Origin of the sequence: Pseudoalteromonas sp. APC 3893 (genome assembly GCF_030408095.1) — a bacterium.
Taxonomy (GTDB): domain Bacteria; phylum Pseudomonadota; class Gammaproteobacteria; order Enterobacterales; family Alteromonadaceae; genus Pseudoalteromonas.
The window spans coordinates 40,303-54,884 of the sequence record NZ_JASDCD010000002.1 but is presented as its reverse complement, the minus strand read 5'-3'; the positions used below and the strand labels follow the sequence as shown (position 1 = coordinate 54,884).

9 protein-coding genes are annotated in these 14,582 nt (G+C 39.9%); 3 read left to right on the top strand and 6 right to left on the bottom strand.

Features of this window, described 5'->3' with window-relative positions; genetic code table 11:
- Positions 1–4: 4 nt before the first annotated feature.
- Positions 5–868: a uroporphyrinogen-III C-methyltransferase gene (cobA, locus tag QMA12_RS04350; protein ID WP_290208872.1), complete on the top strand. Its 864-nt coding sequence runs from the start codon at positions 5–7 to the stop codon at positions 866–868.
- Between the two features lie 116 nt (positions 869–984).
- On the opposite strand, the gene QMA12_RS04345 is transcribed toward cobA, so the two are convergent.
- Both QMA12_RS04345 and QMA12_RS04340 read right to left on the bottom strand, forming a co-directional pair.
- Positions 985–2,685 (bottom strand): protein kinase, encoded by a 1,701-nt coding sequence (locus QMA12_RS04345; protein ID WP_356948019.1) that lies wholly within the window; start codon positions 2,683–2,685, stop codon positions 985–987.
- 6 nt (positions 2,686–2,691) lie between these two features.
- Positions 2,692–3,537, bottom strand: a complete 846-nt coding sequence (locus tag QMA12_RS04340; RefSeq protein ID WP_087531838.1) for a formate/nitrite transporter family protein — start codon at positions 3,535–3,537, stop codon at positions 2,692–2,694.
- A gap of 484 nt (positions 3,538–4,021) precedes the next feature.
- Here QMA12_RS04340 and QMA12_RS04335 point away from each other — a divergent pair, with 484 nt between their 5' ends.
- A complete protein-coding gene (locus tag QMA12_RS04335; RefSeq protein ID WP_290208871.1) occupies positions 4,022–5,293 on the top strand; it encodes a nitrate regulatory protein in 1,272 nt (423 codons plus the stop codon).
- Between the two features lie 118 nt (positions 5,294–5,411).
- The gene (locus QMA12_RS04330; RefSeq protein WP_290209067.1) at positions 5,412–5,861 is read left to right on the top strand and encodes a hypothetical protein; all 450 of its coding nucleotides are present in this window, start codon (positions 5,412–5,414) and stop codon (positions 5,859–5,861) included.
- 1 nt (position 5,862) lies between these two features.
- Here the strand turns inward: QMA12_RS04330 and icd are convergent, their stop codons facing one another.
- The 4 genes from icd to QMA12_RS04310 all read right to left on the bottom strand — a co-directional run bounded on the left by icd (position 5,863) and on the right by QMA12_RS04310 (position 14,567).
- A complete protein-coding gene (icd, locus tag QMA12_RS04325; protein WP_087531836.1) occupies positions 5,863–7,122 on the bottom strand; it encodes an NADP-dependent isocitrate dehydrogenase in 1,260 nt (419 codons plus the stop codon).
- A gap of 113 nt (positions 7,123–7,235) precedes the next feature.
- Positions 7,236–9,926 carry a 7TM diverse intracellular signaling domain-containing protein gene (locus QMA12_RS04320; protein WP_290208870.1) on the bottom strand — a complete coding sequence of 897 codons (2,691 nt, stop codon included), beginning with the start codon at positions 9,924–9,926 and terminating at the stop codon, positions 7,236–7,238.
- A 29-nt stretch (positions 9,927–9,955) separates the two neighbouring features.
- Positions 9,956–12,223, bottom strand: coding sequence for a TonB-dependent receptor (locus tag QMA12_RS04315; RefSeq protein WP_290208868.1), 2,268 nt, complete (start codon positions 12,221–12,223; stop codon positions 9,956–9,958).
- 100 nt (positions 12,224–12,323) lie between these two features.
- Positions 12,324–14,567 carry an NAD(P)-binding protein gene (locus QMA12_RS04310; RefSeq protein WP_290208867.1) on the bottom strand — a complete coding sequence of 748 codons (2,244 nt, stop codon included), beginning with the start codon at positions 14,565–14,567 and terminating at the stop codon, positions 12,324–12,326.
- Positions 14,568–14,582: the final 15 nt, after the last annotated feature.

The window sequence follows — 14,582 nt, the reverse complement described above, 5'->3', positions numbered from 1 at the left end:
ACTTATGAGTGTACTTTCTTATTTTATGGGGTCAGAATCAAACTGGTTAGCTAATTTGATCAGCAAACCATTTAATCAATCTAAAACCCGCCAAAAGCAAGGTCATGTCTATTTAATTGGAGCAGGACCTGGCGATCCAGAACTGATCACAGTTAAAGCGCAGCGGTTAATTGAAAGTGCCGATGTTATTTTATACGATTGGTTAGTCTCGGTTGAGCTGCTGCGTACTCTTCCTGAAAACGTACAACGGGTGTTTGTTGGCAAGCGTGCTAACAAACACTCAATGCAACAAGCTAATATAAGTAAGTTATTAGTTAACTATGCTCAGCAGGGACATACAGTCATTCGGTTAAAAGGGGGCGACCCAAGTATTTTTGCCCGCGTTAATGAAGAAGCTGATGCCCTTGCAGAGCATAATATTCCCTTTGCCATAGTGCCGGGTGTAACTACCGCATGTGCAGCATCTGCTTACACAGGTATCCCTCTTACAGCACGTGGGGTTGCCCGTAGTGTTACCTTTATGACAGCACAGTTTGCAGACCCAAAACAACAGCCAAAATGGGAAAATTATCATCACCTGCCTAATCAAGACAATCCAACTTTAGTTGTTTACATGGGTTTAGGCCGCCTATCTCAGTTAGTAGATGGTTTATGCTCTGTAGGTTGGCCAATAAACACCCCCATTGCTTTACTAGAGCAAGTCACAACCGCAAGCCAACAAGTAATTAGTGGAACGTTTGAAGATATCGCCAATAAATCAGCAACTGCAAACCTCACAGGCCCTACCTTGATCATGATTGGAGAGGTAATACATCATCAAATGGCTATTGAAAAACAATTGCTTGAAATAAGCGCAGCACAGGTTTAACACTTTTATTACGAGATTCCCCACTCCCTTCCTAACCACTTTATGATGGGCCTACAGGCCCACTTTTTCACTACTGACTTTGCTAATCGTTGTATTTCATCGGAAACAGATAGTGCCTATGTTATTAATGATACGACGAGTAACAAAGCTAATAGCACCGATAAGCCTTGATAAAAACGCACTGGATTTTTCTCTACCCATGGCGGATTTAAATTGGTTAAAAATGCAGGATTTGGGTTGTGTAAATCAAAAATGAATTCAGATAATACTTGATAGCGTTTTGCAGGGTTGGGCTGTAACGCTTTTTTGAGGGTTGCATCAATCCAGAGTGGGATATCACGTTCAGGATCAACAACTGACTGATAATTTAATTTATATTGTGCTGATAACGTTCGAGCTTTAGCAACATTGACTCCATAAGGGTAACGACCACAGAGCATATAATATGTGAGTACAGCTAATGAAAACAGATCTGAGCAAGCACTGCCACCACCGCCAACAAAATACTCAGGGGCTGTATACATCGCCGTGCCAAGTAACTGTGAGTCCTCAAGCTCTGCAATACCTGCAACGCGCACCGAGCCTAAATCAATAATTTTTACCGTGCCATTATTGTCTACCATTATATTTTCAGGGCGTAGATCTTGGTGCAAAATATCGCTTCGGTGTAAAGCCATCAGCCCTTTCGCCACTTGTTCAATGATAGCTCGTATGTCTATGATGCTAGGCTGTGGATGATCAACAAGCCACTGTGCTAAGGTTTGCCCTTGAATATATTCACTTACAGTGTACCAATAGCTGCGCTCCCGTGATATGCGAGGAATCGAAATGACATGAGGACTACTCACTCTTTTTGCGACCCACTCTTCGAGCATTAAACGCTCTAGGTATTCATGGTCATAGGATAAATCAATTGAAGGGGTTTTTATTATCAATTGTTGAGCGCTCGTTAAATCCGCAGCTAGATATACATGGCTGCGACTTGAACGATGAATAGAACGAAGTATTTTATAACCATCAAATTCATCGTTACTTGATAACATAGGTGGTAATGGAAGAGGCTCATCAAATAGACAATGCTGGTTTTTATCATCTACATGATCAACCACCACAATTTGCACCGTGAGGTTATCATCACTACCAGCATTAAGTGCTGTTTCAACAAACGCCTCAGCGCAAGCATCTAAGTCATGCAAATATTCGGCGTATATTTCCTGCATCAGGATTGGAGTTAAATAATCACTGACTCCATCCGTCATCAAAAAAAACACGTCATTTTGTACAAGCTCTACACTGTCGTGATCTAAGTGCAAATGGCCTGCGGCACCAAGTGCACGACTTAAATAGCTGGTATCGCTTCCCTGATACCAGCGGTGATCACGAGTCAACTGCGATACATTACCCTCTCTAAGGTGATAGATACGGCTATCGCCAATATGCAAAATATGGGCATGTTGTTTTTTGAATATCACCGCTGAAAAAGTGCAAACATAGCCTTTTTCAACATCAAACCGATAAGGACCTTGCTGATTTTGCGCATACAGCCATGCATTCGTACTGGTCAAAACTTGTTGCGCCGCATGGCTAACCGACCACGCATCACTGGTACAATAATAATCAGATAGAAAACTTTTTATTGCTGTTTCACTCGCAACTTGGCTGACTTGTGAGCTGCTTACTCCGTCGCTTAATGCAACAACAGCTCCTTTGAGTTCAAGTTCAGGACTATTTGGCACAAAAGCGCCGTAGCAATCTTGATTAATATCTTTGCTACCGGCGCTTGAGTGTTGCCCTATCCGTAGGCTTAGCTGTGTCACTATGCGTTAACCCGTAACAGGTTTACTAATAGGCTCTTGCGTATTTAAAGAGCGCTTTGGTGCAGTTTTATAATGCGTGGTATATAAAGTTAACCCAGTAAATGCCAACCCGCCCACTAAATTACCTAGTGCAGTTGGTATTTCATTCCATACTAAATAGTCCATTACTGAGAAATCGCCACCCATCATAAGTGCAAACGGAAATAAAAACATATTCACAACAGAGTGCTCAAAACCCATAAAAAAGAACAACATCACTGGCATCCACATCGCAATCACTTTGCCACTAACATGTGTTGAAATCATCGCACCGACAACACCGAGAGAGACCATCCAATTACATAACATGCCGCGAATAAAAATAGTTAGCCAACCAGCAGTACCATATTCCGCATACCCTAACGTACGTGCTTCACCGATGTGGCCAACCTTTGCTGCGATTGCTCCGCCATCAGTATTAAAACCATAGGTAAATATAAACGCCATCATAAATGCAACAGTTAATGCGCCTAAGAAGTTACCTGCGAATACTTTACCCCAGTGCGGTAGAATTTGTGACCACGTGACTCCAGGACGCTTGGCAAGCCATGCTAAAGGGGTTAATACAAATACCCCTGTTAATAAATCGAACCCCATCAAGTACAACATGATAAATCCAACAGGAAATAACACTGATCCTAATAAATGAGATCCAGTTGCCACTGCTACACTCACCGCAAATACTGCGGCTAATGCTAAAATAGCGCCCGCCATAAACGCACGTATTAGTGTATCGCGAGTCGACATATAGATTTTTGACTCACCAGAGTCGACCATTTTTGTAACAAATTCTGTGGGTATTAAATAAGCCATAGTATTCACCTTCGTTGTTATTGATTAATTACCACTGTGCGTTGCTATATTTCAGGCAAAAAAAAACGCCTACTACTTGCTTATTGAGCAAATAAGTAGACGTCTTCGTCTTAACTAAAACACACTGTGAGGGCACACAACCCGATTGACTTTATTACTAAAGCAACAACAGTGCCAATATAACCATCTGTTTAAAAGTCACTTTTAAACAGATGGTTATACACTTTTAATCAGAATAAACGGTGAATTCATTTGCGCCAACATAGTGCGAATTTCCATTTTACGCACCAAAAAGATCAGATAAAGTGAGTGTTTTATATTACTAAGTGCCAAAAGTTGCTTAGTTAAAATAAACTATATACTTTTTAATTCTCGTTATTTCATAACCTTAAAAAGCGATGCTTTATTCTGACCTAATATTTTTGCTGACTGGAACAAGGGTTGCACTATTATTAACAATAATAATATAAACATATTAAATTTTATGCCCAGAGTCAGCCCTCTCACAGAACAATTTTTACTTGCAGCAAAACATGAAGAAATTAATGCGCTACAGCACTTAGCCATAAGTTGTAAAACATTAATAACTCTAGGCCACTTTATTCATCAACTTCAAAAAGAACGTGGTATCAGTAATATTTTTATTGCTTCAGGTTGTGAGCGTTTTGTGCAACAACGTCGTGAACAAATTGCGCAGAGTATTGAATCCGAGCAACAACTTTATACTGAGTTAAAGCAACATTACTTAAATTCAAAACACAGCATAGGTAATACACGTTTATTTAATCGAATAACTTTTAGCTTACAATGCCTTGCACGATTACCCATTTTACGAGAACAAATTCGCAATCAAAAAGTAACGGCAGAGCATGCCAGCCAAGCTTTTTCACAACATATTAGTTCATTATTAAATATTCTATTAGAAGCCGCTGATGGCGCAAGTGATCCACTGATCACCCGACTTTTAATTGCACTATTTAATTTTGTGCAAGCAAAAGAACATGCCGGACAAGAGCGTGCTTGCGGTGCTATCGGTTTTGCATCTGGTGCATTTAGCACACAGCGCAAAGACCAGCTAGCTCACTTACAAAATACACAGCAAGACAATTTTATTATATTTTTAAAATATGCCGGTAATGATTTAACTACAGCGTACGCACAACTAACTGAAGACGAAGCAAGCGTTCAACTACAAAGGCTGCGCAATTTAATACAAGAGTTACCGCAAGGTAGTTCACAGCTCAACGAAATAAGCGAAGTCTGGTACGACATCACAACCACACGTATTGATCATATGCATAGAATCGAGAAGTTAATCGCAGAGCAACTAACAACTAGCGCCGAGAAACAGATTCATATTGCTAAACGTCAATTACATGAACACAAAAATCATATAAAAGCACTGAGTGACATTCCTTTAGATGGGTCAGGTTCGAGCGTTGATTACACCTCTAATAATAGCAACTTAGCGCAGCATCGACTCACAAGCAACCGCACTTTTTACGATTTAATCATGGAACAAAGTGAACACCTAAAACAGATGAACGATGCCTTGCAAGATGCCAAACAAGTAATAAGTGAACAAAAAACATTAAATAGAGCAAAGTTAATCTTGATCCAACATCTAGATATCACTGAAGAGCAAGCCCACAAACGTTTGCAGAAACAAGCAATGGACCAACAATGTTCTCTGTTTGAGGTCGCAAAACACGTGCTCAAAGCCATGAATAAAGACCAACACATTATAAGCTCTTAAATATTGATAAAATCAATATCAGTTATTGAAAACAACAATTTCATAAATAGTACTCTTAGCGCTAGAGTGAAGTCATACAAATGATTCACTCACACTATAACTAAGAGATATTATTATGATGCAAACTACAGAACGTTTCACCCAACAAGACGGCTTATTCATCGATGGTAATCTTCATGCATTTATTGAACAGCAACTTTGCCAAAAAACAAGGTTAACGAGCGAAGAGATTTATCAAGCCTTAGCAACATTGGTGGATGAATTTGGCTGCCAGTGCCGTAAAAACAAACATGAAAATGATGCAGCTTTAGATGCCCAAACTTTGCTTCACGCGTATCAAGTTGAGCACGCGCACCCACATTGTCATGCAGATGCTCAAACTACAACGGCCGTTTTAGATGAGTTTTGTTGTCAAGTGCCTGCAATTATTGTTGTAGCTCTAATGGATACACTCAGTGCCACGCCAAGCAATGAGCATGACGCTAAAGTTATTTATCAACGTGCTGCTAAACTTACTAATCGCCCTTGCATGTACCGCGAAAGTTTTACCAATAGTAACGCAGCTTAAATTATGACTGCTTTACACGCTCGATGATCTTCATTGCAAATTCACTGCAGCTGAGGATCGTCGCGCTATGCGATTTTGTATCAAGATCAAATGTTATTTCATTCGCATCTAATGTAGCGGCAAGTGCATTTTCTATCGCTTGTGCAGCATCATGCCAATTCATAAACCGCAACATCATCACCGCACTTAAAATACTACTACTAGGGTTTGCAGTATCAGTGCCAGCAATTCGTTCAAATGGCCCATGTGTGGGTTCAAAAAACGCAACGTCATTATTTAAATTTGCCGCTGGCATAATACCGATGCCGCCCACTTGTGCAGTCAGCATATCCGCTAAGTAATCCCCATTTTGATTTGTCGTTACAACTACATCAAATTGCTCGGGGGTCATTAATGCTTGTTGTAACATATTATCTGCTATCACTTCTTTAATAATAAGTGGGGCTCGCTGAACACGCTCTATAATAAGCCAACGACCATTTTCATGCTCCTTCGCACCAAATTCTCGTTTAGCTAAATCAAACCCCCAACGTTTAAATGCACCTTCTGTAAACTTTAATACATTGCCTTTATGAACCACGGTAAGTGAATCACTTTGCTGTTCAAGTGAATACTCAAGAGCATAACGCATTAATCGCTCAGCGCCTTCTTTAGAAATATTCTTTATCCCTATTGCACATTGCTGATCAAAACGTAATCGTGTCACGCCCATCTCTTGAGATAAAAAATCCAACATTTTTTCGGCTTCAACACTACCTGCTTGCCATTCAATACCAGAGTAAATATCCTCAGAGCTATCTCTAATAACAACAATCTTGGTTTTTTCAGGATATTTTAACGGTGAAGGCAGTGCACTATAGCCTTTGATTGGCCGCATATTAACAAATAAGTCCATTTCCTGGCGTAGCGCTACATTAAGTGAGCGAAAACCTCCGCCTAAGGGAGTAGTCAGCGGGCCTTTAATCGCGATTTTAAATTGCCTTACCGCGTGAATTGTCTCTTGTGGGAACCAATCACCGTCGTATAACTTTGCAGCTTTTTCACCATTAAACACTTCAAGCCAGTAAATTTTTTTAGTACTGCCATAACAATGAGCTATTGCATTATCAACAATCTGGCGTACTAAGGGGGAGATATCTGCGCCAACACCATCACCATCAATAAAAGCAATAATGGGCTTATTCGGAATATGCCATTGCCCTTCGGCATTTATGCTAATCTGTTCGCCTTCGCTTGGCACTGAAATGTGTTGATAATCCATTAAGCCTCTTACATGATTCATACCAGAGAAGATAATATATTAAATCATCTACTTACTGACTTGTCTGCATTCAAAAAGTGATATCGACTATTCAACAGTTAAATAGTTAACCATTAAGATGGCTCAGCCAGAACATCATCAATGGCTGTAAACAAAGCATTCACTAACTGAGAATCAAGCGTGACTGAATCAGCTTTTATAACTTTATCTAATTCAACTGACTTTTTATAAAGGCTTAAGCAATCAAACATCCCTGCGGTCCCTTTTATCATGTGCACGCTTTGGGCAAAGCCCGTCATATCACCGGATTTAAACTGTTGCAGTAACGTTTCTTTTTGAATGCGTAGCCCTTTAATATAATCATGTTTGAGTAATTCAAATTCATGATCAGGGAGCTTCACATCATCAGCTATTTCTATATCCAAGTAACTGGCAATCTTGTGACTAAACTGTGTTCTATCAATTGGTTTAGCGATATGATCAATAAACCCCTGCTTTAAATAGCGGTCGATTTCATGTTTCATCGTGTTTGCCGTTAAAGCGACAATGGGTGTGGAAAGTCCTGTTGCTTGCATAATATGAATCGCTTGCTCACCATCCATAATTGGCATTTGTATATCAAGTAAAATTAAGTCAAATTGCTCATCAAGGGTTGCTTGAACTGCATCTTGACCATTTTCGACGGCTGTTACTGTTAAGCCCATTCGTTCCAAAATTCGTTTTATAAGCTGGCGATTTTCTGGGTGATCTTCTGCAATTAATACCTCGCCGACTAGGTTTTGTTGGCAGATATTTTCGGGGACCTCTTTTGATTCATGGCAGATCACCTCATCAAATGAATTAATCCATTTTGTTTTATCCGTAATTTTTAAGTTAAGTTCTAAACAAAACTCACTGCCACAACCAACTTCAGAACTCACGGTTAAATCGCCACCGAGTTTATGAGCTAAACTCTTAGAGATATTTAAGCCAAGGCCAGTCCCACCATATTTACGCGAAATTGATGAATCAGCTTGATAAAATGGCGAGAACAATTCTTTTCGCTCGCTTTGTGTCATGCCAATTCCGGTATCTTTAACTGTAATTTTAAGCTGCTCTGCCGAGCAAGCAACAACTAACTGAATATGCCCAACACTGGTAAATTTAAGCGCATTCGTTGCTAAGTTTAATAAGACCTGCCTAAGACGCGTTGGATCAGAAATAATCCAATCGGGTAGCGGAAAGACATAATCAACACCAAATTTTAATCCTTTATCTCGAATTTGCTTACCAAGTAGCGATTCAATCTCTGCGATAGTGGCAAATAAGTCAGTTTCAACTAAATCAATTTCTAAACGGTTCGCCTCAATTTTCGACATATCCAATATGTCATTGATTAAACCCAACACATGGCGGCTGTTTTGCAAAATAACTCGGATACCATGATTACGCTCATGGGGCTTGATATCACCCAAAATAATACCATCTGCATAACCAATTATAGAGGTCATAGGGGTGCGAATTTCATGACTCATATTTGCTAAGAAGCGACTTTTCGCTTCGCTGGCATCACGCAGTTCTTCAGCTAATTGTTGTAACTCGTGAGTACGTGATTGCACTTTTTGCTCTAAATTTTTCGTTAGCGCTACATTTTCCTCGTGTAGAAGTCTAAATTTATTAGCCACAGCAAATGCTAATAACATGGCATCAAGCGCAGTACCAATTAAACCAAGTAAGTATAAATCAAAAGCCATCGGCGCAATCAAGCCAAGGTTGGTTAAATTACCGATCATATTAGGGATAGCCATTGCTAAATAAGCAAGCACAAAGTAACGAGCTGGTTTAAAGCCACTCATCCAACTTCTGATACCTACTAGCATACCTAAGCATAAGGTAGATCCAGTAACGAGTGTGGCCCAAATAAAGCCAAAACCGGGCCAAATGATCGCTAATGGCACCCCCGCAGTAGCAATACACCCTAATGATAAAGACACTAAGGATAATTTAGGTGACGTTTCTTTCAGCCTTAGTAGATTGTTATAAAACAGTATATTAGCCATCGGAATAAGACTAAAGCCCAACCAATGAAAATGAGCGTTGTAAAAACCAAAAAGTTGATCCGGAATATGAAAAAACTGGCTCCAAGCCAGCACCCAGCACGCGGTGAATAGCGCATAATAAAGATGGGTTACATCACGAGCGGCAAAGTATATCAGTAAGTTATATAAGCCAAGTGCAATACCCACTCCAAAGCACAGCAGCATGATAATATTTTGAATAGTCGTTTTAGCAAAAAACTCATCATAAGGTGTAAGCACTAGCTTAGGAGGAGTATAAAAATAGTCACTTTGAAATTTAGCGATTAAAAAGTAGGGTTTATTGGGCGTAAGCTGTATTTTATTACCATAATGAAAGGCGAATTCATTTTCGACTAACCCGCCTGTTTCATAACGCGCAACAGTACGACTAGAGTCTGACATGTCATAAATACGCGTTTCAATTTTTGACAACAAGGTATTGTAAGGAAATAACACTAACTCCTGTAACTGACTTTGATTTTCGAGCTGAATAACAAACCAAAAACTTCCGCCAAAAAAGGTGGTTCTGTTCTGAGGCTTTTTATTTTCAAGCCAAGCGGAGATATCGGTACTACTACTAGGAAAAGCGCCATTTCGAACTTCAAGTACACGCCCTTGATTTAATAAGTTTCCACTTTGATTAGGCGTATTATAAATATATACATCTGAATTATTTGCTACGGCCACATGCGAGCAACAGATCATTAAAATGTATAGCAATTGTCTTAGCGTTGCCCGAGCTGGCATACATCGCACCTTAAATAAATATATCATGGCTAGAATTGATAGCTAATATCCAGCCCATAACGTCGCCCTTCACCTTTAAAATCTTCGAGCATGCCTAGAAAAGAACTTAAATCAAACTTTAAATTACTGTACTGGGTATCGAACAGGTTTTTACCCCAAACAACAAAGCCCCACTGTTCTAATTGATAACGGAGGTTACCATTAACAATACTATAACCATCTTGCATCGCATACGGGTTCTGGTTTTGATCAAAATAGTAATCTGACTGATAATCTATAAGTAACTGCGCAGTTAAGGGGTTTGTCGCAAGCTCAAATGTGTACTTAAGTCCAGCACTTGCATTCCATTTTGAGGTAAATGGGAGCCGCTTATTTGTAAGCTCATTGCCAAGTGGGTCTATATACTCTTCAAATTCAGCATGAGGGATATAGCCTAAGGTAAATTGAAGGTTAAGTCCCCTTGAGATAGCGTAATCAAGTTCTGCCTCCAAACCGTATATTATTGAGTCTCCCACATTTTCCAACAGCTGTACGGGTGGGCTTTGGGGAGATGCTGAAGGCTGATTCATAAATACTTGTTGGTCATTATAGTCATAATAAAATGCAGCCCAATTGAACCGCACTCCTTGTTCTGGCCACCAAGATTTAGTGCCGACTTCGTGTGCATTCAAACGTTCACTTTGATAATCAGCAAGCTGAGCTTGCTCAGGTGAAGATAAAAAACCACCATTATAGCCACCGCTTTTTGCACCGTTTGCAAAGCGATAATAGCCATGCGTGTGTTTCTCAAATTGATAATTTAGCCCTAGCTGTCCTGAAAATCCATTATCAGATTGAGCGCCTTGTACTTGGTAAAAAGGTACTCGCACGCCTTTTAAATCTGTAGGTGTGGCCACAATATTTAGCTCTGAGAGAGAATCAAAATCCAAGGACTCATAAGAATAACGCAAACCAGCACTCAGTAACCAATTGGTAGATAATTGATAATCTAACTGTGTAAATGCCGCGATGCTTTGTGTTGTGATGTGGTTATCGTAAAAAAAAGTAGCTGTGAGATCTGCGGGCAGAACGCCGCGAAAATCACGTAAAATATCGTTCACGTTATCTTGCTTTATAGATTCATCAGCAAAATACAACCCAGCTGTTAAAAAATGCTCACTTAATTGCGACTGTAATCTAAGCTCTTGCGTAAATTGATGTGTATCTAAACCTAGACTCCCTTCACATAAGCGAGCGGGTGAGCCATCACAATTGAAAGCATGTTGACGCTCCAGCTCATTAAAGCTGGTTAAAGAAATCAGCTCATTATTATCACTAAGTTGCCAATTTAAATGCGCACTTACGCCTTTTCCATTACTTTTATGAGGAGAGTCATTATTTACGCTCACGGTGTAAAAATCATCACTTGCATCATTAAAGCCAAAGCTATCAAAACATTGTGTTGAACCTGCTTGAGCTGGACTACATCGCTCTCCCGTTAACGGGTTGGCAACCACCCCGATACTCCCTACAGGTTGAACTATTCCTTCCCAATCTTGAATATGACCTTTAAGTAATAATTGCACTGAATCAAAATCAGCTAAAAAAGAAATGCGTGCATTTATTTGCTCCATCCCTGCTGTGGGAGCCGCAGGGTAAGTATTTTTTGTTGAATAGTCATAGTCTTGGTAGTTAAATGCTACCCGCAAGGCCGTATTATCACTCAACGACCTGTTGAACATAGCATCAACACTATTGGCATTATTATTAGCAACTCCGGCGGTGAAATAGCCGCTTTGCTCGAACTTTGGGCGTTTTGAACGAATTAAAATCGCTCCACCGGTTGAGTTACGACCAAATAGTGTGCCTTGAGGGCCGCGTAAAATATCAACTTGCTCTATATCAAACAGGTTTACTAATTGATTACTAGCAGAGCCAACAGCAATATCATCAACATATATAGCAACCGGTGATGTATTTGCCGTGTTGTAATCAATTAAACCAACGCCACGGATATTTACCGCTGGCGGGGTGCCTTCAGCCGCATTTTGGCTAATTTTAAAATTAGGTGAAAATACCGATAATTCTGTTGAATCTTTATAATGCTGAGCTTTAAGTACATCACCTTTGACTTGGCTGATGGCAATACCAACCTCTTCTATTTTTTGCGCTCTTTTTTGTGCATAAACTTCAATCACGTCGATGTTAGTTTCATGCAAAACCTGCTCACCCGTTGCGTGTAACTGTAAAGGAAGCAATAAACCAAATGAGCTCATATACCCTATGTTTTTTAACATAAAGTTACTGTGGGTTTTCATTATGCAGCCAACCTTATTGTGAGTGTATGTAAATATGCTGTTATATCATTGATTATAGACTAACTCATTGGCTAAAACTGCACCAAAGAAAAAAGTTTATTTAATACTCCGGTGGCTCAAAAGCATTCTCTCCACTTATATATTCTGGATAGCCACATATAGCCCTTGCAGTTTGCATGCCCGCCATTACCGCGGCCTCTACACACCCGGCATTCACACCTGTATTGATCCAATCACCAGTAATAAATAAGTTGTTAAAAATCGTTTCATCTGTTGCAATTCTATACTGGCTAGAGCCTGCAACTGACAACACATACCGCTCGCTAGGATCGACATTAACCCGCCAATATTGTTCATCAACTCTTTGCTCTGCAATGTTTTTTCCGTACAAAACAGACCAATCAAATTCATTGTCATGGTAACTAAGTGGCCACAATGGCTGCATTCTCTCTTTTAGCATACTTATGAGGTTCGCTTTAACCTGCGCCTGTGCTTTTTTTACAAAGTTATGATCTGTTTTTGGCGGGGTGTCATCACACGCAAATGCACTACAAAAGTATGCAATATTGCTTGGCTGATTTGCATTAGGCCAGCATTCTTTATCTAATAAATTCCCCATTGAGGCCCAAGTATCAAATGGTTCACTAAAGCCGCTCAGGATCGGCCCTTCTTTACTCGCAGGTGAAAACTGCCAACCAAGTTGCTCATCTGTTTTATTCAACCATAATTGGCTCGCTTGCGTCGCCACGGTTTTAACGTAGTTTGCCTGATCTGATAACTTAGCGTCCACTGAGAGTAATTCAGGACAAACATGCTTTAATGATGCAACAGAAACCCCCAATACAACACAATCAAAATCAACTTTATGTTGTAATTTAACGCACGGTAAGTCTTCGCCAAAGTGTAACCTATAAATAGATGGCCAATCACTCCAAAAAGACTCCAAATTAACGCTCTTTTGTTGCAGTAACGTCGCTTGTTCAGGGGATATTTGTTCGTACAAAGGTTCACTTGGCCAGCAAGGTAGGTTCTTAACCTCGATTAATGGGTCGTAATGTGAATGCTTTAGTAATACCTGCTGTTGTATTTCAAGAGACTTAATATAGTTATCACCCTGACGATTAATACCTGGGCTGATATTTTGCAATTGATGAAAGTAGTGAAATGTAACTCCCCGCTTTTTTAACAACTCATAAATGGGTGCAAAAATAACATCTCCCATGCCCGCTTGCATCTTCCACATTACGCCACCACGATAACACAGCGCTATACGAAGCATTGCCAACGCGGCGACCCCCGCCTCTACATTAGGTTTACTAAAGTCTCCTTTAGGGTATGCAAAAACTAAATCGTAAAATCCGCGCACAGGGGCAGAATCAGCACTGTACTTTCTATTTGCTCCATTTCTTATTAACCATTGACGAAAATCGTATTTATTAATAACACCAAAGCCGTCACGATACACTTTATCCTTGACGAGTCCTACTAACATCGCAATAGCTAAATCGGCGCAAATATATAAACGTCTAAGTTCAGCATTCTCATCCATTAATTCGATAAGCTCTTCATTTATCCAACGCTTGAGCTTTCTTACAATATACCAAATAACTAAACCGTCTTTTTTTTCATGAAGCTGTGGGAGTAAGGTTTTATCTGCATGAACAAAACTATTTAACTTATCGATTAATAAACTCGGAGTCGAGCTAATCGTTTTTGCTCGCTGATGTATGTCATCACTGAATCGTTGCCAAAGTTCTTGGCTATCTTCAGCCACGTCTTCCACCTGTTGATATAAATGCCTTAGCAAAGATTGGTCTCGATTTTTGGTTGTACTTAATTGTGTTTTTCTATTAGCGTTATCAGCTACAGTTTGTAATTCAAAAATCCATTTTTTAAGCCATGCTAAGGTCATTTTCACAAAATCCCATGGGGTAATATCTAGGCTTCCTTGTGCTGGATTACCAGGTAGCAAAGGAAAATCAATTGGCCATGTTTGCCATTGGTTATCTATAAACTCCTCAAGGACAATAAAACTGTGCGGTTTTAACGCGTGCTGCCAAGTGGCTAGAGGACTAGTTGCAGGCCGATTTAACTTATCATAAACCGTCTCAATGGTTTTAAAACTGTTCACATAAGCACCAAACCAAACATGTAATCCATGCTCTTCTATACGTTCTCCTTTGGCACTGTTACGCCCACTTGCTCCCTTTCCACCAAGTCGCCACCCTTGTTGGTACACTGTGATTTGACGCTTTTTTTGCCAATCATTCTGCTCTGTAAGGTACACAGCCGCTGTCATAGCGGCAACTCCGCCACCTATGATAACTATCTTTTCTTGACTCATGTTTTTCTCAATATA

Excerpts from the sequence above, each read along its gene's own strand:
- cobA (WP_290208872.1), top strand. The coding sequence starts at position 5 with ATGAGTGTACTTTCTTATTTTATGGGGTCAGAATCAAACTGGTTAGCT.
- QMA12_RS04340 (WP_087531838.1), bottom strand. The coding sequence starts at position 3,537 with ATGGCTTATTTAATACCCACAGAATTTGTTACAAAAATGGTCGACTCT.
- QMA12_RS04335 (WP_290208871.1), top strand. The coding sequence starts at position 4,022 with ATGCCCAGAGTCAGCCCTCTCACAGAACAATTTTTACTTGCAGCAAAA.
- QMA12_RS04330 (WP_290209067.1), top strand. The coding sequence starts at position 5,412 with ATGCAAACTACAGAACGTTTCACCCAACAAGACGGCTTATTCATCGAT.
- icd (WP_087531836.1), bottom strand. The coding sequence starts at position 7,122 with ATGGATTATCAACACATTTCAGTGCCAAGCGAAGGCGAACAGATTAGC.
- QMA12_RS04320 (WP_290208870.1), bottom strand. The coding sequence starts at position 9,926 with ATGCCAGCTCGGGCAACGCTAAGACAATTGCTATACATTTTAATGATC.
- QMA12_RS04315 (WP_290208868.1), bottom strand. The coding sequence starts at position 12,223 with ATGAAAACCCACAGTAACTTTATGTTAAAAAACATAGGGTATATGAGC.
- QMA12_RS04310 (WP_290208867.1), bottom strand. The coding sequence starts at position 14,567 with ATGAGTCAAGAAAAGATAGTTATCATAGGTGGCGGAGTTGCCGCTATG.